Source organism: Prevotella sp. P5-92 (assembly GCF_002251245.1).
Taxonomy (GTDB): Bacteria; Bacteroidota; Bacteroidia; order Bacteroidales; family Bacteroidaceae; genus Prevotella.
In genome coordinates this window covers 1-21,425 of sequence record NZ_NPJG01000020.1, presented here as the reverse complement: position 1 = coordinate 21,425, position 21,425 = coordinate 1, and the positions used below count along the sequence as shown (strand labels likewise).

The following is a 21,425-nucleotide window of genomic DNA, read 5'->3' as shown; positions in this document are numbered from 1 at the left end:
ATTGCTTGAGAAAATTGCGAGTCTCTTTGATTCCACACTGGATGACCTGCTTGAGAGGGCTATGGCAGATGAAGAAACAAGGCAAGACTTGGAACGCATTCTCAGATGTGATCAAGATTTCAAAAAGCAACCTATGGATTAACGCTTTTTAAGCAGAAAGAGCGAAATACCTAAAGGCTAATTGTTTAATATCTATTTTTAAAAGAGTCAATCCCCACTACAGCTGCTTCTGTGGGTGTGGGAAACTTTAGTTGGTAATTTTGCACAATCATTAAGCATATTACTTACAAATAATGACAACAGAAAAGATAAGGATAAAAGATGTGGCAGAGTTGGCGGGCGTGTCGGTCGGCACCGTTGACAGGGTGCTTCACAACCGCCCCAACGTGTCGGAAGACGCCAGAAAGAAGGTGGAGAAAGCCCTTAAGGACATGGACTACAGACCCAACGTCTATGCCAGTGCTTTGGCTTACAACAAGAAATACACCTTCTGCTGCATAATGCCCAAGCACGTTTCAGAAGCTTATTGGGAAGAGATCGAGGAAGGCGCGATGGCTGCATGCGACAAACGTCGTGACTTCCATGTGCGCGTGAAGATGTTCTACTATAGAAGGTACGACATAGAGACATTTGTAAAGGTCACCGAGGAATGCCTTAAGGACAAACCCGATGGTGTAGTCGTCGTACCCTCAAAGTTGGCCGAGACCAAACACTTCACCGACCAGCTGCACTCAGCATCCATACCTTTTATCCTTCTCGACTCCTACATGCCAGACCTGCGTCCGCTGTCGTTCTTCGGACAAGACTCATTCTGTAGCGGATATTTCGCTGGACGCATGCTTATGCTCATAGCACAAGGACAGACAGAGATAATGCTGATGAAACAGATGAAAGACGGCAACGTGGCAAGCAAGCAACAGGAAAACCGTGAGACGGGCTTCCGCCATTACATGCACGACCACTTCCCCGACATCGCCATCGAGGAAGTCAACCTGCCTCTGGACGTGGAAAGGGAAAAATATGAAGAAATCCTCGAAGAGTATTTCGAAACACACCCAAACACGCACCACTGCATCACCTTCAACTCTAAAGCGCATCTCGTGGGCGACTTCCTCTTGCGCACCAACAGACGCGACGTGCAGATAATGGGATACGACATGGTGGAGAAAAATGCCAACTGCGTGAAACTCGGCTCCATCTCGTTCCTCATCGCGCAACACGGATATATGCAGGGATACTCGTGCATAGAGACCTTGTTTGAAGCCATTGTGCTGAAAAAGAAGGTTAACCCCGTCAACTACGTTCCCATAGAACTCCTCACAAAAGAAAACGTGGATTTCTATCGAAGGACACAGCTTTAGTGAACATAACTCATTTAGTGAACATAACTCATTTAGTGAACATAACTATTTGGTAAACATAACTATTTGGTAAACATAACTATTTGGTAAACATAACTCATAAAAAAAACAATAAACTACAATGGAAAAAACTTTTCTAAAAATCAACAGGGCCGACTCGGTAGTAGTTTGCCTGCAGCCAATGAAAAAAGGCGAAATCATCAATGTGGACGGCATTGACATCGTCATCAACCAAGACACGCCAGCCGGACACAAAGTACTGCTAAAGGATACAGCAAAGGGTGAGGACATCATCAAATATGGTTATCCTATCGGACACGCAATCGAAGACCTGAAAGCCGGCGACTGGGTGAACGAAAACAACCTGAAGACCAACCTTGCAGGCACCCTTGACTATACATACTCGCCAGTAAACAATACACTCGATATTGCAGACGAGAAAAGGACATTCATGGGATACCAACGTAAGAACGGCGACATCGGAGTGAGAAACGAGATATGGATAGTGCCGACAGTGGGATGCGTAAACGGAATAGCCGAACGCCTTGCTGCCCAACTGCGAAAGGAGACTGGAGAAAAGGGCATCGACTCTGTTTATGCCTGGCATCACAACTATGGCTGCTCGCAGCTTAGCGGCGACCACGAGAACACACGCAACATTCTGCGCGACATAGTGCTTCATCCTAACGCCGGAGCAGTGCTCGTGCTTGGATTGGGCTGCGAAAACAACCAACCAGATGCCTTCGAACAGCTCCTCGGCGACTACGACCACGACAGGATAAAATTCCTCGTCACACAAAAGGTGGATGGCGACGAAGTGGAAGCCGGAATGGAAATACTACGCGACCTCTACGCTAAAGCCAGCAACGATGAACGCACCGAACAGCCTGTCAGCAAACTGCGCATAGGACTGAAATGCGGTGGAAGTGACGGTTTCAGCGGTATAACCGCCAACCCTCTCGTAGGAGAATTCAGCGACTGGCTCGTGGCTCAAGGTGGTACGACGATACTTACCGAGGTGCCTGAGATGTTTGGTGCAGAAACAATACTCATGAACCGCTGCAAGACTCCTCTCTTGTTTGAAAAGACTGTGGACATGGTGAACAGCTTTAAGGAGTATTTCCTCAGCCATGGCGAACCTGTCGGCGAGAATCCTTCTCCAGGCAACAAAGCAGGTGGCATCTCCACTCTCGAAGACAAGGCGCTTGGATGCACACAGAAATGCGGTAAGGCCATGGTGAGCGGTGTGCTGAAATATGGCGAGAGACTCGAAACCAACGGTCTCAACCTCCTGTCGGCTCCCGGTAACGACCTCGTGGCGTCAACAGCCCTCGCCTCGGCAGGATGCCATATCGTACTCTTCACAACCGGACGTGGAACGCCTTTCGGAACCTTCGTCCCAACAATGAAGATTGCCACCAATCCTACCCTCGCCTCGCGCAAGCCAAACTGGATAGACTTCAGTGCCGGACAACTCATAGAGGGCAAGACCATGGAACAGCTCTTACCTGAGTTTATCGACAAGATCGTGGCTGTGGCAAGTGGAGAAAAGTCGCGCAACGAAATCAACGACTATCGTGAGATCTCGATTTTCAAGAACGGAGTAACGTTGTAGTTGATGAGTTGACAAGTAAACGAGTTGACAAGTAAACGTGTTGACAAGTTGACAAGTTGACAAGTAAGTAAGTTAATGTATAAAAAAGGAATAATAGCAATAAGTCCGCTCATCGTTTTCGTGTGTCTTTATCTTGTCACGAGCATCGTGGCAGGCGACTTTTACAAGATGCCGATAACGGTTGCGTTTATGATAGCCTCCATCTATGCAGTAATCATAGGTGGGGGCATTCCCCTTGTCAAGCGCATAGACATCTTCAGCCGTGGTGCAGGCACTTCAAACATGATGCTTATGCTCTGGATTTTTGTCCTTGCTGGCGCGTTTGCCAACACCGCAAAGACCATGGGCAGCATCGACGCCACTGTCAATCTGACATTGTCGTTTCTTCCTTCAAGCATGATACTTGCAGGACTGTTCATCGCTGCCTGTTTCATCTCGCTCTCCATAGGCACAAGCGTGGGCACCATAGTCGCCCTGACGCCTATTGCCGCCGGCGTAGCGCAATCCCTCGACTCAAATATCTACCTGATGACAGCCGTCATCGTTGGCGGATCGTTATTCGGCGACAATCTCTCATTCATCTCCGATACCACCATCACCGCCACAACGACTCAAGGATGCAAGCTGAGCGACAAGTTCCGGGTAAACGCCTTCCTGGCTTTCCCTGCGGCATTTTTGGTCCTTATACTTTATTCTGTCATGGGCACGTCGATCGCCTCAACGCCCCACGTTGAAGACATCAACATCGTCAAGGTCCTGCCCTATCTCATAGTGCTCGCCACGGCCGTCTTCGGCATGAACGTGACAGCAGTCCTCACCCTCGGCATCATGCTCACCGGAGTGATAGGGATAGCCGACGGCACATTCGACTTCTTCGGTTGGTGTAAGGCCATGGGCGACGGAATAATGGGGATGGGCGAGCTGATCATCATCACCCTCATGGCAGCGGGAATGCTCGAACTGATAAAGGAACGTGGAGGCATTGATTTCATCATCAACATGCTCACACGTCATGTCAACAGCAAACGTGGTGCCGAACTGTGTCTGGCTGTCCTCGTGAGCATAGTGAACGTCTGCACGGCAAACAATACGGTGGCAATACTTACCGTAGGCCAACTGGCAAAAAAGATTGGCGACCGCTTCGGCGTTGACAACCGCAAATGCGCAAGCATCCTCGACACCATGTCGTGTTGCGTGCAAGGCATCATCCCTTATGGTGCTCAAGTGCTTATGGCAGCTGGACTGGCGGAAATCAACCCCGTGGGTATAATACCTTATTTATATTATCCCTTCACTATCGGCATCATTACCATCACTGCAATATTGATAAGATACCCTAAGAGTTATTCTTGATTCTGTTTTTATTCTGGAGGAAAAAGAACGATGGACATTATTGAACGCAATTTTTTGAGACTCCTCAGGAGCGGGACATTTGGCGACAACGAGTCTTGTGAACCCATGTCGCACTGGAAATGGAGACGTCTTTACCAGATGTCGCTCATGCACGGAGTGTCGGCCCTAATCGCTGACGGCATCAAGAGCAGGGCAACGGAGACGTTTGTAAACATTCCAGACGACATCATGGCTACATGGAATGAAAACACCAAAGCCGTAGAGGAAGACAACAGACGCATGAACATCTGCACCTCACAGTTGCTTGGCATCTTCAGCCACAACCAGCTACGTCCTATACTGCTAAAGGGACAAGCCATCGCTCTCCTCTATCCTCATCCAGAACATCGCACAGGTGGCGACTGCGACATTTACTTCCCTTACGAGCCTCAAGCCAACAAAGCTGATGAATGGGCAAGGACAAACGGACAACATGCAGAATACTCCGACAAATACATCTTCCCATACACCTGGAACGGCATGGCGGTGGAAAACCACCGATATGTACAGCGTCTCACCAACACATTGCTCAACCGCCGACTACAGAATATCATCGAAAAGGAAATACGCTGTTGCGACTCTACTTATGTCACCATCGCCGACATACGTATCGAGACGCTGCCACCGACACTCAACATACTGATAGCCATAACGAGAATAGCTCGATACATCATCAACGACGGTTTGAAACTGAAACAACTCATCGACCTCGGGATGATGTTGCGCACAATAGGCGCAAAGGTGGATTTCGTGAAACTGCAACAATGGCTACACTCGCTCGGCATGGAACGCATCGCCACACTGGAGGCGGCAATGCTCATCAGTCTCTTTAACTTCTCGGAAGACGAACTGCCTTTTTACATAAGCCACTTGGCGACAGAAGTATCCCCGCTTACTGACGAGCTTCTCGCCTTCGACCACAGTCATTCTGACGAGTGGTATTTCACACAAGGGAAGAATATTTTCGTGAAGTCAAACAATTCCAAGGCCATGCTTTGGCAAGTGAAGCACTCCGCCCGTTATTTCCGCTACTTCCCAATGGAGATGACCACTAACTTCATACGCAACTTTGCACATTCTTTGTCTCATATCGAAGAATGAACCATGGTGAGACAATGAATGTGCAAAGCATATAGTGTCAATAGAGCAATACACTTTAGTCGCGACGGAAGATGTCTCGTGTATAGACTTTCTCTTCCACGTCGTCGAGACACGCATCATAGCGGTTGGCAATGATAGCGTTGCTCATAGCCTTAAATGTCTCAAGGTCGTTTACCACCTTGCTGCCAAAGAACGTTGTCCCGTCTTCAAGTGTAGGTTCGAAGATTATCACCTCGGCACCTTTCGCCTTGATGCGTTTCATGATTCCCTGTATGGCACTCTGACGGAAGTTGTCGGAGTTTGACTTCATGGTAAGACGATACACTCCCACCACAACAGAAGCCCCCTCACGCTCTCCCTGTGGCGACAGTCCGTATTCGTTGTTTTCCGAATATCCATACCATCCAGCCTTATGCAATACCGCATCAGCTATATAATCCTTTCTTGTGCGGTTACTCTCCACGATGGCCTCGATGAGATTTTCCGGCACATCCTTATAGTTGGCGAGGAGTTGCTTTGTGTCTTTCGGCAGACAATAGCCACCATATCCAAACGAAGGGTTGTTGTAGTATGTACCGATACGCGGGTCGAGGCCGACGCCCTGAATTATCGAGCGAGTGTCCATTCCCTTCATCTCGGCGTAGGTATCGAGTTCGTTGAAATACGACACACGCAGTGCAAGATACGTGTTCGCGAAGAGTTTCACTGCCTCAGCTTCTTTCATTCCCATAAAGAGGGTGTCGATATTTTCCTTTATCGCTCCCTCATGCAGCAGTCGTGCAAACACCTTTGCCGCCTCTTGCATACGTTCCACGTCGGTTACTTTTAGTATGGCATCGTTCTCTTCCTTGAAGTCGTCGCGCTCTATCACCTTCGGATATCCCACAATGATACGGCTTGGGTAGAGGTTGTCATAAAGAGCCTTGCTCTCACGCAGGAACTCCGGGGAGAAGAGGAGGTTGAATTTCTTCACTCCCTTTGCCGCATACTTCACGTATAGGCTACGTGTATATCCCACTGGAATGGTGCTTTTTATCACCATCACCGCGTCGGGGTTCACCTCCAGTACGAGGTCTATGACATCTTCGATATGGTGGGTGTCGAAGAAGTTCTTCACCGGGTCGTAGTTTGTCGGTGCGGCAATGATGACAAAGTCGGCATCCTTATATGCAGCTCGTCCGTCAAGTGTGGCACTGAGCCTCAGCGTTTTCTCCTCAAAGAATTTCTCGATGTATTCATCCTGTATAGGAGAGATGCGTTTGTTGATCTTCTCCACTTTCTCGGGTATCACATCCACAGCCACCACGTCGTGATGCTGCGAGAGAAGAGTCGCCATAGACAGTCCCACATATCCTGTTCCGGCTACTGCAATTTTTAAATCTTCAAAAGCTGTCATATCAATTTGTATTATGCTATAAAAATATTATAGTTGGCGAGTGAAGAGTTGACAAGTAAATAAGTTGTTTGCCTTTGAGGTTTCAACTCATCAACTTGTCAACTCATCAACTTGTCAACTCATCAACTTGTCAACTCATCAACTTGTCAACTCGTCAACTTAGTCTTGCAGTGGAATGGCGAAGTAAGCCTTGCGTCCTGTAGGATAGAGACCCTGGATATAGAGGACAGGCTCCTTGCTGGTCGATGCTTCCTTTACCACTTTCTGAAGGTCGTCGATTGTCTTTATGCTTTCGTCGTTGATCTTCTGTATGATAAATCCACGGCTTATACCGGCTTCAGCCAGTTTACCCTTGTTCACCTTTATCACTTCAAGTCCATAAGAGATGTTGAGTTGCGACATCTTTTCCTTGCTAATCTCGCGGAAGTTGCCGCCGAGAATGTCGAGGTCAGCGTTCTTCACCACCTTTGTCGTTCCCTGTTCGTTTTTGAGAGTGATGTTGACAGTATGTTTTTTCTTGTCGCGCATATAAGTGAGCGATACCTTGTCGCCCGGTCGTTTCTGTGCGAGAATCTCCTGCAGCTCAGCCATTCGCGTAACGTTCTGTCCGTCGATGGCCACGATCACGTCACCTTTCTTCAGGTCAGCATCAGCAGCAGCTCCATCGTCGATGACCTTGTCGATATAAATACCTTCCATGGTACCGAAATCCACTTCCTTACCATCTTCTTTCTGTGCATCGACAAAGTTTTTCACGTCGCCACCCTGTATTCCTATTACCGCTCTCTGCACAGTGCCATACTGCTTGAGGTCTGCCACCACCTTGTTCATGATGGCGGTAGGAATGGCAAAGCCATATCCGCTATAAGATCCTGTCTGTGAATAAAGCATGGCGTTGATGCCCACCAGTTCTCCCCTGACGTTGACGAGAGCTCCGCCAGAGTTGCCCTGGTTGATGGCAGCGTCGGTCTGAATGAACGACTCCACTCCGTTAGCACCTAACGAGCGTGCTTTTGCGCTTACGATACCTGCGGTGACCGTATTGTTGAGTCCGAGGGGGTTGCCCACTGCCAGTACCCACTCTCCCACCTTCAGGTCGTCGCTGTTGGCAATGGTGATGGCCGGCAGTTGCTTTCCTTCGATCTTGATGAGTGCGAGGTCGGTGGTCTTGTCGGCACCGATCACTCGTGCTGAGAACTCCTTGTTGTCGTTAAGAGTCACGATGAGTTCGTCGGCACCTGACACGACGTGGTTGTTTGTCACGATATATCCATCAGCAGAGATGATCACACCCGAGCCAGTACCTTGTCGTTTAGGTGTCTGCACCTGTCGTTTTTGTGTGCCACCGTTGCCACGTCCGAAGAAGCCTCCGAATGGGTCTGAGAAGAAGTCGCTGAACGGGTCGCTCTGCACTTCCACGGTCTGCACCTTTGAGTTCTGCACAAACTTGATATGCACCACCGATGGCAGAGCCTTGTCTGCTGCATAGGTTAGATCTACGGGTTGTCCTACAGCCGCAACAGGAGAGGCTGAGGATGTGGCCGCTGTGGCCTTGTTGAATGCTGCTACCGAGAATGCGATAGCCACCAGGCAAACTGCTGGCAAGATGTAATTCCAAATCTTTTTCATTGTCACTATTTTATTTTTGTTATATAATCTGCTTTTCTGCTTGCAAAGATATGCGCAAAAAGTGTTAATCTGTCAATTTGTCAGTATTATTTGTCGCAATTTAACAGTTGCATATTTGCAGTTAACGGCTATTTGCGCTTAATTATTGCGCGAAAAATAATTATTAACAAAATATCTCTTAACAAAACATCTTCTTGTATGTCTTCCTTCCCTTGACGTAATACTGCCATAAGACCGACGTCATCTTCCTTTCAGCAATGTCGTTGTCTGTTGCCATCTGTAGGATTCTCTTTCTGTCGGCATCGAAGTCTTTCCGCCATCTGCTGAACGCCCTTCTTGCGCGGAAAACGGCTTTGAAGTCGCCCCAGCTCCTTCCCATGACGAGCATCTGGAATGCCGCTATGTAGTCGAGTGCCCATCGCCATCTCATCACGTGTCCCAGTTCGCTGTCGGGCAGGTTTTTGTAGAGCATGGTTAGGTTGTTTCTGAAGTTCAGGAAGGTCTTCATTGGATTTCCCTTTGGCAGCGTTCCTCCTCCCAGGTGATATACCTGTGAGAGTGGCACGCAGTATATCTTCCGTCCCATGATACGCAGACGCCAACAGAGGTCTATTTCCTCGTTGTGGGCGAAGAATCGTCCGTCGAGTCCTCCTGCCTTCCAGTAGTCGGCCGAGCGTATGAGCAGTGCAGCTCCCGTGGCCCAGAGTATTGGTGCCACATCGTCATACTGTCCGTTGTCACGCTCCACTGTGTCGAAAATCCTTCCACGACAGAATGGGTATCCGTATCGGTCGATGAAGCCACCCGATGCTCCCGCGTACTCAAACGAGCTATTGTCCGTCATCGACAACAGTTTCGGTTGGCATGCTGCTGCTTCCTTGTGGTTGTCCATAAACTGCACGAGTGGCTGTAGCCAATGTCTTGTCACGCGGATGTCGGAGTTGAGCAGCACGTAGTATTCGGCGTCGATCTCTTTCAGGGCTTTGTTATATCCTTCGGCAAATCCCCAGTTCTTTTCGAGTCTGACGATCCTGCATGACGTGAAATGTGTCTCGAGCAATTCTATGGAGTCGTCAGTGGATGCGTTGTCAGCCACATACACCACTGCTCCGTCCTCTGTCGAGAATTTTATCACGTCGGCAAGATATTGTCGCAACATCTTCGCTCCGTTCCAGTTGAGTATTACTATCGCTATCTTGTGCATAACAGGGCTGTCTTGTCGTGATTGAATCCGGATAGTGTCACTTCCATGATCTGGTTGTCGTACTCTTGCCGTGCTTCTGCCGGCGGTAGTTCGACGCGGATATAGTTCTCGGTAAATCCGTGCATGGCCTTTCCTCTTGGTGCCTTTTCGAAGAGCACGTTTACGGTTTCTCCTATGTGTCGTTCATAGAAGGCGTGTGTCTTCTGGTCTGAGAGTTGCAGCAGTCGGTTGCTGCGTGCTTTCTTTGTCGGTTCGTCCACTTTGTAGTCAATCTTCAGAGCGGCCGTACCAGGTCGTTCGGAGTATGGGAAGACGTGCAGCTGCGTCACGTCGAGCGAATGCAAGAAGTCGTATGTCTCCTCGAAACATTCGTCTGTCTCCCCTCTACATCCCACCATGACATCGACTCCGATAAACGCCTCGGGCATCACTTTTTTTATTAAGTGAATCTTGTCGGCAAAGAGTGTCGTGTCGTAATGGCGATGCATCAGCTTCAGCACGGTGTCGCTTCCGCTCTGTAACGGGATATGGAAATGAGGCATGAAGGCCCGGCTACTTGCGCAATACTCTATGAGTTCGTCGGTGGCAAGGTCAGGTTCGAGACTGCTGATACGGTATCTCTCTATTCCCTCCACCTTGTCGAGTTCTCTGACGAGGTCGATAAACTTCTCGCCTGTGGTTTTCCCGAAGTCTCCGATGTTCACACCTGTGAGTACTATCTCTCGTCCACCCTCCTCGACGGCTTGCCTTGCCTGTGCCACGAGCGACTCTATTGTCGGGTTGCGGCTGAATCCTCTTGCGAAAGGTATGGTGCAGTAAGTGCAGAAGTAGTCGCATCCGTCTTGCACCTTCAGGAAGAAGCGTGTTCGGTTGCCTCTCGAACAGCTTGGCGCGAATGTCTTTATGTCTTTTGTCTTCACCGAATAGTGTTCGTGCAGATGCTCTCCAGTGGTGTTGTCGGCAGTCCATTTCTCAGAAAGGAACTGTACGAGGTTCGCCTTTTCGTTGCTTCCTAACACGAGGTCAACGCCATCTATCTGGCTTATTCTCTGCGGGTCGAGCTGTGCGTAGCATCCTGTCACGACGACAAACGCCCCTGGATTGTTTCTCACCATCCGGTTTATTGCCTGCCGACATTTGTGGTCGGCAACGTCGGTCACGGAACATGTGTTGATGAGGCACAGATCAGCTTTTTCGCCTTTCTGTGCCGTCACCACTCCCATGTCTTGCAGCATCTTCCCGAATGTTGAAGTTTCAGAGAAGTTGAGTTTGCAGCCCAGGGTGTAGTATGATGCTTTCTTGCCTTGGAATGCTGATGTGTCGATCATAATGTCAGCAAGCCTTGAAGCTCATGTCCAGTCCCTTTACCGAGTGTGTCAGCGCTCCCACTGAGATGAAATCGACGCCACATTCCGCATAGTCGCGTAGCGTGTCGAAGGTGATGCCTCCGCTCGACTCCGTCTCATAGCGATGGTCAATGATCTCTACGGCCTTGCGTGTGTCAGCAGGAGTGAAGTTATCGAGCATGATACGGTCCACACCTCCGCGGACCAGCACCTGCTGCAGTTCGTCGAAATTTCTCACCTCTATCTCAATCTTCAGGTCGAGATTATTCTTTTTCAAGTATTCGTGACAGCGGTCGATGGCGTTGCATATTCCTCCTGCAAAATCCACATGATTGTCTTTGAGCAGTATCATGTCGAAGAGTCCTATGCGGTGGTTGCATCCACCTCCAATCTTGACGGCAGCCTTTTCCAGCATTCTCAGTCCGGGTGTTGTCTTACGTGTGTCGAGCACGCGTGTGCCTGTTCCCTTGAGTTTCTCCACGTACTTGCTTGTCTGTGTGGCTATGCCGCTCATGCGCTGCATGATATTCAGCATGAGTCGTTCTGTCTGCAGGAGCGAGCGCACTCGTCCGCTGACCACCATTGCAATGTCACCTTTCTTCACCCTTGTGCCGTCGCCCATCAGCACTTCTACCTTCAGTTGCGGGTCGAAGCGTCTGAACACTTCCTTTGCCACTTCCACGCCTGCGAGCACTCCGTCTTCCTTTATCAGGAGATGTGACTTGCCCATGGCGTCTTCTGGTATGCAACACAATGTGGTGTGGTCGCCGTCGCCGATGTCTTCAGCAAAGGCGAGGTCTATCAGTTTATCTACAAGTTCTTCTACTTTAAGCATGACTATATATTTTTTTGGGGGTTATTTTTTTTTGTTTTTCCGGAGGGTTCCGGAGGGTTCCGGGGGGCCGGAGATTCCGGAGGTTCCCGGGGGTTTCCGGAGGTTCCGGAGGTTCCGGAGGTTCCGGGGGTTCCGGCGGTTCCGGAGGTTCCGGGGGTTCCGGAGGTTTCCGGGATTTCCGGAGGTTCCGGAAATTTCCGGAAGACCATCTTGCACTATTTACAGATACACACCCACTCCGATACGGAATCCTATGGTGCTGTAATCCTTATGACTCTTGAACGACTGATTGTAATAGAGTTCGGGTTCTATTGTCACTTGTCGGCCCAGGAAGAAGGCATAGCCTACGTGAATGTTCGGCATGAAGTCGTCGTAGAGGTCGCCTACGTGAACATACTTTATCCCTGCACCACAATAGATGCCGTTCTGCTGGAAATAATAACGTCCGCCTGCACCCAACGTCACCGTCGATGGCACATCGGTCTTTTTGTTGTATCCTACAGTTGCCAGCAGCATGATGTTGTCTTCCAAGAAGTAACCGGCAGTGCCTTGAATGCCGAAGTTACATTTCTCGTTGCCGCTATATCTCAGGTTGAATCCCGAGAGAGAGGCATTGAAATACATTTTCTCCTTTTCAAACTGTGCATTGGCGGTGAGAGACACAAGTAATGCTACCAACGCAAGACATATTTTCTTTTTCATAAGCATATATATAAAGGTGTTATTGTATTCTGTTCTTTTCAAATTTCTTGTACCAACGGCCGAAACATATGCCTGCACATATCATGACCGCCAGTCCTAACGGATTGCCGACAGTCTCCTCCATGCCTAATGCCTGATGCGAGACGAAGAGGAAGGTAGAGCAGACACATGTCATGAACAGCGCTGGAACGAGCGTGATAACAAACGGCTTGCCATGTATGACGAGATAGCATGTCACGGTCCATAGACAGAACGTGGCCAACGTCTGGTTTGCCCATCCGAAATATTTCCATACGGTGTTGAATCCGTCGGGATTGCCAGTCTGCCACACCAGCAGAGCAATACACGCCACAAACATTGGGATACAGATAGAGAGACGCTTCACGATGCTCTTCTGCTCGTATTTCAGTTCCTCGGCAATGATGAGACGTGCAGAACGGAAGGCAGTGTCTCCACTGGTGATGGGCGCAGCCACCACGCCGAGCACGGCCAGCACACCGCCTACCACTCCGAGCCAGTCCTCACAAACGAGATACACCACCTTTGGTGCCGAGGTGAGCAGTCCGAGGTCTTTCGTCGCCTCGTAGAGGGCATATCCCGGCGTCGGTTCGCCATAGAAGAAATATGACGACACTGCAGCCCATATCAGCGCCACTATGCCTTCGGTGATCATCGCTCCGTAGAAGATGGGCCGTCCCATGCGCTCGCTCTTCAGGCACCGTGCCATGATAGGGCTCTGAGTGGCATGGAATCCGCTGATGGCTCCACATGCTATGGTGATGAAAAGACACGGGAACAGCTGGTCCTTGAACGACGGGTCCACGGTCAGTGCCTTATTGCCTAATCCGTCCCATATCTCTGGTATTGCGGGCCATTTCATCAGCAACACCACCACGAGGCCCAGCGCCATGAACAGCAGCGAGATGGCAAACAGCGGATATATGCGGCCAATGAGTTTGTCGATGGGCAGGAGCGTGGCTATGATATAATAAACAAATATCACTATCACCCAGAGGAATGTGGTGCCTCCAAACATCGACATGATCTCTGCGGGACTATACACGAATACCGAGCCGAGTATCAGCAGCAGGAAAACCGAGAACACCAGTATTCCCTTTTCCGCTTTTTTGCCCATATAACGCCCTGCCAATGCCGGGAGACTCGCTCCGCCATTTCGCATCGACAGCATCCCCACGAAGAAATCATGCACTGCTCCGGCAAAGATACAGCCAAACACTATCCACAGATAGCTCGAGGGTCCGAACTTCGCTCCCATGATGGCTCCGAAGATGGGGCCAGTGCCGGCAATGTTCAGGAACTGGATAAGAAATACTTTCCAGTTGGGCATGGCAATAAAGTCAACGCCATCGGCCTTTGCCACTGCTGGGGTGACACGGTCGTCGGGACCGAACACCCTTTCCACAAACTTTCCGTATGTCATATAGCCCAAAAACAGGGCGACCATACATAAAATGAATGAAATCATATCATCAATATTCTAAATGTTACCTTACTGACTTTTTGTTTATACCTTTTCGGCTTCTCTGTTTATACCTTTTCACCTTCTCTGTTTATTCCTTTTCGCCTTCACTGTTTATACCTTTTCGCCTTCATCGTTAGTCCCTACCGACTTCTTATATTTCAAGTACCACAGATGGAAGGTGCCCCACACTACGGCAGACACACACAAGCCGAGGGGATAACCCACCATAGCTGGAAGGCCTAACAGCTGGCCCGAGACGAAGAAATAGGTCGAGGTGACGATGGTCATAAACACCGCCGGGACATACGTTATCATATACATCTTCCGCTCCTTTATCAGATATACGGTCAAGGTCCACAGGGTGATGGCGGTGAGACACTGGTTAAACCATCCGAGATACTGCCACAGCACACCGAAGCCCTCGGGATTGGCCACCTGCCACATCAGCAGCGAGAACGTCAGCAGAAACAGCGGGATGGTGATATAGAGACGGGGCTTTGTCTTCTTCTGGCTCACCTTGAGGAAGTCGGCAATGATGAGACGTGCCGAGCGCAAGGCCGTGTCGCCCGTGGTGATGGGTGCTGCCACTATGCCTAACAGGGCAAGGATGCCACCTACCATACCGAGCCAATCCCTGCAGATGATGTTCACCACATGCGGAGCCGACGTGGCGAAACCGCTGTTGCCCGCCACCGACTGTAGCTCGTAGCCCGGCTGCGGACTGGCGTAGAAGAAGTACGAACCTATGGCCGCCCATATCATGGCCACAATGCCTTCGGTGATCATCGCTCCGTAGAACACCGGACGTCCCATGCGCTCGCTGCCAAGACAACGCCCCATCAACGGGCTCTGCGTGGCATGGAACCCGCTGATTGCTCCGCACGATATCACGATAAACAGACACGGGAAGATGTTGTCTTTCCATGTGGGACTCGCCTCCATAGCCCTGTTGCCCAGTCCGTCCCATATCTCGGGTATGGTGGGCCATTTCACCAATAGCATCACCAGCAAGGCAAGGGCCATAAACAGCAGCGAGGCTGCAAACAAGGGATAGACGCGTCCGATAATCTTCTTTATCGGCAACATCGTGGCAATGATGTAATAGATGAATATAGCCACAATCCAAAACGTCAGCGAACCGCAGATGCCGCCCAGTATCACCGCTGGGCTGTAGATGAATATCGCTCCCACCACGATGAGCAGGAACACCGTGAGCACGAGCATCGCGGTACGCATCTTCGTACCCATATACTTGCCTATCACCTCAGGCAGTCCGATGCCGCCGTTACGCATCGACACCATTCCGCTGAGGTAGTCGTGCACCGCCCCGGCAAAGATGCAGCCGAAGACAATCCACAGATAGCTCGAGGGTCCGAACTTTGCTCCCATGATGGCTCCGAAGATGGGTCCTGTGCCGGCAATATTCAGGAACTGAATCATGAATATCTTCCACGTGGGCAAGGCAATGAAGTCAACCCCGTCGGCCTTTTCCATGGCTGGCGTGGGACGGTCGTCGGGCCCAAACACGCCCTCCACGACTTTTCCGTAAATCAGGTATCCCAATATCAGCGCAACCAAACATATTATAAAAGAAATCATCTTAAAAGAATTAAGTTTTATATATTCTTTGCATTATCTTTGGTGCAAAAGTAATAAATTAATTTGAAATATGAAAAAAAACACCTAACTTTGCACCCAAATTTAAGAAAAAAAGCATGAAACATACCTTTTTAAGCATAAAACGCATCGTTTTTTCACTCCTCTTGTGCTTGGCAACGCCTCTTCTTGCCATCAACAAACACGAGGTAAGGGCGGTATGGCTCACCACCATCGGCGGACTCGACTGGCCGCACTCTTACGCCCAAACGGCTCATTCCATCGAAAAACAGAAGAACGAGCTTCGCTCCATCCTCGACCGTCTGCAGTCGGCCAATATCAACACCATACTCTTGCAGACACGAGTGCGGGCCACCACCATCTACCCCTCAGACATCGAACCGTGGGACGGTGCCATGTCGGGCCTTCCCGGACAGTCGCCTGGCTACGACCCTCTCGCCTTCGCCATCGACGAGTGTCATCGCCGTGGCATGGAGCTCCACGCATGGATCGTGTGCATACCCATAGGCAAATGGAACGGATACGGCTGCCGACAACTGCGCAAACGGCACCCACAGATAGTGAGACGCATCGGCGAGGAGGCGTTCCTCGACCCTGAGAACACCGCCACCGCAAGCTATGTCTCTTCCATCTGCGAGGAGGTGACACGACGCTATGACATCGACGGCATTCACCTCGACTATATCAGATACCCCGAGACGTGGAAGGCCCGTATCGACATCCACAAAGGCAGACGCAACATCACACGCATCGTCGAACAGGTGGCAGAGCGTACGCGACGCTGCAAGCCTTGGGTGAAGATCAGCTGCTCGCCCATAGGTAAGCACGACGACCTCAGCCGCTATTCGAGCAACGGATGGAACGCACGCACCAAGGTGTGCCAAGAGGCGCAGGACTGGCTCCGCCGCGGACTCATGGACCAGCTCTATCCCATGATGTATTTCAAGGACAACCACTTCTTCCCCTTCGCCATCGACTGGCAGGAGAACAGCCACGGGCGCACCGTCGTCCCGGGACTGGGCATCTATTTCCTCTCGCCACGCGAGAAGGACTGGAGCATAGACGTCATCCGTCGCGAGCTACACTACATCCGCAGCCTCGGCTTAGGACAGGCGTTCTTCAGGTGTAAGTTCTTGTTAGACAACATAAAGGGAGTTTTCGATGTAGTAAAGGATGAAATCAATACCTATCCCGCACTTATACCGCCTACTCTATCCGAAAACGCCATGCAGTCCATTCCAACAACGGCCGACATCTCGCCGTCGCCACAAGCGCCCACAGACATCTCGCTCACTGCCCGGGCGTCGTCACAGAGCGCCACACTGTCGTGGTCGTCGGCCAAGGCCTTCCCGCAGTCTGACGGCCTGTACCACCTCTTTAACGTGTATGCCTCAGACACCTACCCCGTAGATACCTCCGACCCTCGCTGCCTCATAGCCACACGCCTGCAGGCGACGTCGGTCACGCTGCCCCGCCAGTCGCGTTACCGCTATTACGCCGTCACCTCCACCGACCGCTACGGACGCGAGAGCGCTCCGGCCTTCTTCCCCGTCAACGACGGACGGCCGTCTGCCGACATCCTCGGGATGTTGCCTTGCAACGGCACCACACTCACGCTGCCACCCAACCACGGCTCAGCCAACCTCGAATATATTGCCATCGAGAGCGTGGCTGGAAACCTCATCACCACCTCGGCATACGACGAGACAGGCAAGACCGACGTGTCACGACTCGACGAGGGCTTCTACGTCGTCAGGTCGCTCAACCGTCGTGGACAGAGCCACAGATTGGGATTTTTCATCATAAGAAGATAAACTACGTACAATCCCGAAATAACTTGAAATAACATACAATGGAGAAAATAATACTTGGCATCGACCCCGGCACCAACATCATGGGCTACGGGGTGATAAAGGTGAAGGACAACAAGGCGCAGATGGTCACCATGGGCATCATCGACCTGAGAAAATTCGGCGACTCCTACCTCAAACTCGGCCATATCTTCGAACGAGTCACAGGCATCATCGACGCCTATCTCCCCGATGAAATGGCCATAGAAGCGCCTTTCTTCGGCAAAAACGTGCAGTCGATGCTCAAATTAGGACGAGCACAGGGGACAGCCATTGCCGCCGCCATACGTCACGGAGTGCCCATACACGAATATGCTCCACTGAAAATAAAGATGGCCATCACCGGACAGGGACAGGCGTCTAAAGAGCAGGTGGCCGCCATGCTACAACGACTACTGAAGCTCGACCCCTCGGAGATGTGCCGATTTATGGACGCCACCGACGCCCTCGGCGCAGCCTACTGCCATTACCTGCAGATGAGCCGACCCGACACCGGGGCAAAACAATACCGCGGATGGAAAGATTTCGTTAGCAGAAACAAAGAAAGGGTGAGATAGAGGGAATATCAAAAAAAAACAGAAACTCGGGGAAAAACAGAAACTCGGAAAAAACAGAAACTCGGAAAAAACAATTCACTTATATCATGCAAAGGATAATAGAAATAAAAGAAGGAGTGACACGCATGCCGGAATGGCGACTGTCGCAACCCGTAAACTTCACCCTCGACGAGGGCGAACACATTGCCATCGTGGGCGCTAACGGAAGCGGAAAAACCATGCTGGTTGACATCATCACCGGTCGTCATCCGCTGCTCCAAAACGAGCCACACTACGACTTCACGCCAAGCACACGCCAGTCGGCTTCAGAAAACATTCGCTACATAGCCTTCCGCGATTCCTATGGCGACAACGACGGACAATACTACCTCCAACAACGATGGAATCAGCAAGAAATAGACAAGGAGACGCCCCTCGTCAACGATCTGCTCGAAAAGGCTTACGACATGGCCGGCAACGACACCCCCGAACGTCGTGCCATGCAACAGCACCTCTACGACCTCTTCCACATCCGCCATCTGCTCGATAAGTATATCATTCTGCTCTCAAGCGGCGAACTGCGCAAGTTTCAGCTCACCAAGACACTGCTTGCCGAACCGCGGGTGCTCATCATGGACAACCCCTTCATTGGTCTCGACGCCGACACTCGCGACCAGCTGAAAGACCTCCTCACGACACTCTCCGTGGAACGTCATCTGCAGATCATACTCGTCCTCTCCAAGACCGACGACATTCCTGAATTCATCACCCACGTGGTGGAGGTGAAGGATATGGTAGTGGCCGAGAAGACCACACGACGCCAATATCTCGAGCGCCGCCCTGACGATCCGCTGCGGGTGCTCGCCGACGACAGGGCCGAAGCCATCGTCAACCTCCCATACCGCGACGGCGAATACAACAGCGAAAACGTCGTTGAAATGGACCAAGTATCCATTCGCTACGGCGAACGCACCATACTCGACACCCTCAACTGGACGGTGAGAAACGGCGAGCGGTGGGCCCTCGAAGGACAAAACGGTGCCGGCAAGTCAACCCTCCTGTCATTAGTCTGCGCCGACAATCCGCAAAGCTATGCCTGCGACATCTCCCTCTTCGGCCATAAGAGAGGCAGCGGAGAGAGCATCTGGGACATAAAGAAACACATAGGATATGTCTCGCCCGAGATGCACCGGTCATACAATCGCAACGTGCCTGCCATACGCATCGTGGCCAGCGGACTGAAAGATTCCATCGGACTTTACGTCAAGCCCGTAGCCGAGGAATACGACATCTGCCGATGGTGGATGGACCTCTTCGGACTGAAGGGCAAGGAAGACACCTCGTTTCTCAAGCTCTCAAGCGGCGAGCAGCGTCTCGTCCTCCTCGCCAGGGCCTTTGTCAAGGACCCTCAGCTGCTCATCCTCGACGAACCGCTCCACGGGCTCGACAACCGCAACCGCCGTCTGGTGAAAGACATCATCGACGCCTTCAGCCGCCGTCGCAACAAGACCATCATCATGGTGACCCACTATCATGAGGAACTACCCTCGTGCATCGACCACCATATTGTGCTGAAACGACACGTGTAGCGACACTCTTCATAAGACAAGACTTTGCAGTTCAATCGATGTTTCCGCTTTTTGCAGTTCAATCGATATAACTGTCTTTGAAACCGAGGAAATAGAGCACTCCGTCCAGTCCTATCGTGTTTATCGACTGCTTCGCATTTGCCACCACGCGCGGTTTAGCGTGGAAGGCAATGCCGAGGCCGGCCTCTGAGATCATCGGCAGGTCGTTGGCACCGTCGCCCACGGCAATGGTCTGTGCGAGGTTCACCTTCTCCACCTGGGCTATCAGTTTCAGCAGCTCAGCTTTTCTCTTCCCGTCCACAATGTCGCCGAGGTATTTGCCGGTCAGCTTGCCGTTGTCGTCCACCTCCAGTTCGTTGGCGTACATATAGTCGATACCGAACTTCCTCTGCAGATATTCGCCAAAATACGTGAATCCACCGCTCAGTATGGCGATCTTGTATCCATATCGTTTCAGCACAGCCATCAGTCGTTCCACGCCCTCGGTGATGGGCAGCTTCTCGGCAATGTCCTTCATCACGCTCACGTCAAGGCCCTTGAGCAGCGCCACGCGTTCCTTGAAGCTCTCGCGGAAGTCTATCTCGCCTCTCATGGCTCGTTCGGTTATCTCCCTCACCTTGTCGCCCACTCCAGCGCGTTCAGCCAGTTCGTCGATACACTCGGTCTGTATGAGTGTCGAGTCCATGTCGAAGCATATCAGCCGTCGCATTCTCCTGTACATATTGTCCTTCTGCAGCGAGAAGTCGAACGCCATGTCGGCCGAGAGGTGCATCAGCTTCGACTGCATGTCGGCGAGGTCTTTCGGAGTGCCTCTCAGCGAGAACTCGATGCATGCCCTTCCGTTTTTCTCCGGGTGCATCACGCTCTGTCGGCCCGTCAGCCTTATTATCGAGTCGATGTTCAGCCCCTGGTCTCTTATCACCCTTGCCGCGGCTGCAATCTGCTTGGCCGAGAGCGACCGTCCTATCACGGTGAGGATGTAGCGGTTTTTGCCCTGCTGCTCCACCCATCCCTCATACTCTTCGTCGCCCACGGGCTTGAAGTCGATGTTGATGTTCAGTTCGGTGGCTTTGAAAAGCAGTTCTTTCATCACCTGCCCCGACATCTTTTCGCTTATTCTGAAAAGAATGCCGAGCGAGAGGGTGCTGTGTATGTCAGCCTGTCCTATGTCGAGGATCTGTGCGTCGTATTTTGCGAGTATCTCCGTCACCGATGCGGTGACTCCCGGGCGGTCTTGTCCTGCAATGCCGACGAGTATCTGTTCTTCCTTTTCCATTATTCCTTTATTTGTTTGTTAAATCCATTTGTTGCGCATTGTGCGTCGTTTCTATTATTTTGTGCAAAGTTAATGCATTTTTCTCAGACTCGCAAATCATTTCATAAATATTTTCTTGTCGTTAACAATTTTTTATAATACACATAGTGTATTATACTCTCTGTATTGCAATAGAAATTTTGGGACACGCGCTACACAAGCGTTTGCGGGTGTCTTAGGCTTGAAGTGGCCAGGGGTTGCCCAAAAGGTTAACTTGTTACCGGTTAACTGGTAACTTTTCCCGCTTTTCACCCCCACCCTGCCCTCTCGCTGCGACAAAAGGTTGCAAGCAGAAAAAACTTCGGTATCGCGCGCGCACGCGTTATTATATATATAATATATATAATAAATTATATATAAATATATAATTTATTATATCTTACTATAAATAGTAGATTGAAAGAAAGACAGAATCTGAACAAGTCAATACGAAACAAGATTGTCAATTCTGACT

At 50.8% G+C, this 21,425-nt stretch carries 16 protein-coding genes; 7 read left to right on the top strand and 9 right to left on the bottom strand.

Translation table 11 applies throughout. The annotated features are described in order from the left end of the window. Window positions 1-293: 293 nt before the first annotated feature. From CIK99_RS02675 to CIK99_RS02660, 4 genes are all read left to right on the top strand, one after another. The gene (locus tag CIK99_RS02675) at window positions 294-1,361 is read left to right on the top strand and encodes a LacI family DNA-binding transcriptional regulator (RefSeq protein ID WP_094379506.1); all 1,068 of its coding nucleotides are present in this window, start codon (window positions 294-296) and stop codon (window positions 1,359-1,361) included. Window positions 1,362-1,482: 121 nt separating this feature from the next. Next, window positions 1,483-2,976: a UxaA family hydrolase gene (locus CIK99_RS02670; protein WP_094379503.1), complete on the top strand. Its 1,494-nt coding sequence runs from the start codon at window positions 1,483-1,485 to the stop codon at window positions 2,974-2,976. 75 nt (window positions 2,977-3,051) lie between these two features. After that, window positions 3,052-4,329 (top strand): Na+/H+ antiporter NhaC family protein, encoded by a 1,278-nt coding sequence (locus CIK99_RS02665; protein WP_094379501.1) that lies wholly within the window; start codon window positions 3,052-3,054, stop codon window positions 4,327-4,329. A 30-nt stretch (window positions 4,330-4,359) separates the two neighbouring features. Beyond that, window positions 4,360-5,469, top strand: a complete 1,110-nt coding sequence (locus CIK99_RS02660; protein WP_094379499.1) for a nucleotidyltransferase family protein — start codon at window positions 4,360-4,362, stop codon at window positions 5,467-5,469. A gap of 55 nt (window positions 5,470-5,524) precedes the next feature. Here the strand turns inward: CIK99_RS02660 and CIK99_RS02655 are convergent, their stop codons facing one another. The 8 genes from CIK99_RS02655 to CIK99_RS02620 all read right to left on the bottom strand — a co-directional run bounded on the left by CIK99_RS02655 (window position 5,525) and on the right by CIK99_RS02620 (window position 15,663). After that, window positions 5,525-6,865, bottom strand: a complete 1,341-nt coding sequence (locus CIK99_RS02655) for a nucleotide sugar dehydrogenase (protein WP_094379497.1) — start codon at window positions 6,863-6,865, stop codon at window positions 5,525-5,527. Window positions 6,866-7,024: 159 nt separating this feature from the next. Further along, complete coding sequence (locus tag CIK99_RS02650; protein ID WP_094379495.1) at window positions 7,025-8,494, bottom strand: Do family serine endopeptidase; 1,470 nt, start codon at window positions 8,492-8,494, stop codon at window positions 7,025-7,027. Window positions 8,495-8,672: 178 nt separating this feature from the next. Continuing rightward, a complete protein-coding gene (locus CIK99_RS02645; RefSeq protein ID WP_094379493.1) occupies window positions 8,673-9,698 on the bottom strand; it encodes a glycosyltransferase family 2 protein in 1,026 nt (341 codons plus the stop codon). Beyond that, window positions 9,686-11,026 carry a tRNA (N(6)-L-threonylcarbamoyladenosine(37)-C(2))-methylthiotransferase MtaB gene (gene mtaB / locus CIK99_RS02640; RefSeq protein ID WP_094379491.1) on the bottom strand — a complete coding sequence of 447 codons (1,341 nt, stop codon included), beginning with the start codon at window positions 11,024-11,026 and terminating at the stop codon, window positions 9,686-9,688. The genes CIK99_RS02645 and mtaB overlap by 13 nt, the downstream gene beginning before the upstream one ends. A gap of 4 nt (window positions 11,027-11,030) precedes the next feature. Further along, window positions 11,031-11,879, bottom strand: a complete 849-nt coding sequence (gene nadC / locus CIK99_RS02635; protein WP_094379489.1) for a carboxylating nicotinate-nucleotide diphosphorylase — start codon at window positions 11,877-11,879, stop codon at window positions 11,031-11,033. A gap of 219 nt (window positions 11,880-12,098) precedes the next feature. After that, entirely contained in the window at window positions 12,099-12,581 is a 483-nt protein-coding gene (locus tag CIK99_RS02630) for an outer membrane beta-barrel protein (protein ID WP_094379508.1), read from the bottom strand. Between the two features lie 19 nt (window positions 12,582-12,600). Beyond that, a complete protein-coding gene (locus CIK99_RS02625; RefSeq protein WP_094379487.1) occupies window positions 12,601-14,067 on the bottom strand; it encodes a carbon starvation protein A in 1,467 nt (488 codons plus the stop codon). 108 nt (window positions 14,068-14,175) lie between these two features. Then, the gene (locus CIK99_RS02620) at window positions 14,176-15,663 is read right to left on the bottom strand and encodes a carbon starvation protein A (protein WP_094379485.1); all 1,488 of its coding nucleotides are present in this window, start codon (window positions 15,661-15,663) and stop codon (window positions 14,176-14,178) included. A gap of 116 nt (window positions 15,664-15,779) precedes the next feature. On the opposite strand from CIK99_RS02620, the gene CIK99_RS02615 reads away from it, so the two are divergent. The 3 genes from CIK99_RS02615 to CIK99_RS02605 all read left to right on the top strand — a co-directional run bounded on the left by CIK99_RS02615 (window position 15,780) and on the right by CIK99_RS02605 (window position 19,656). Then, complete coding sequence (locus tag CIK99_RS02615; protein ID WP_094379483.1) at window positions 15,780-17,495, top strand: glycoside hydrolase family 10 protein; 1,716 nt, start codon at window positions 15,780-15,782, stop codon at window positions 17,493-17,495. 38 nt (window positions 17,496-17,533) lie between these two features. Continuing rightward, window positions 17,534-18,088, top strand: coding sequence for a crossover junction endodeoxyribonuclease RuvC (gene ruvC / locus CIK99_RS02610; RefSeq protein ID WP_094379481.1), 555 nt, complete (start codon window positions 17,534-17,536; stop codon window positions 18,086-18,088). An 86-nt stretch (window positions 18,089-18,174) separates the two neighbouring features. Continuing rightward, window positions 18,175-19,656, top strand: a complete 1,482-nt coding sequence (locus CIK99_RS02605) for an ATP-binding cassette domain-containing protein (protein ID WP_094379479.1) — start codon at window positions 18,175-18,177, stop codon at window positions 19,654-19,656. 58 nt (window positions 19,657-19,714) lie between these two features. Here the strand turns inward: CIK99_RS02605 and serB are convergent, their stop codons facing one another. After that, window positions 19,715-20,932 (bottom strand): phosphoserine phosphatase SerB, encoded by a 1,218-nt coding sequence (gene serB / locus CIK99_RS02600; RefSeq protein ID WP_094379477.1) that lies wholly within the window; start codon window positions 20,930-20,932, stop codon window positions 19,715-19,717. Window positions 20,933-21,425: the final 493 nt, after the last annotated feature.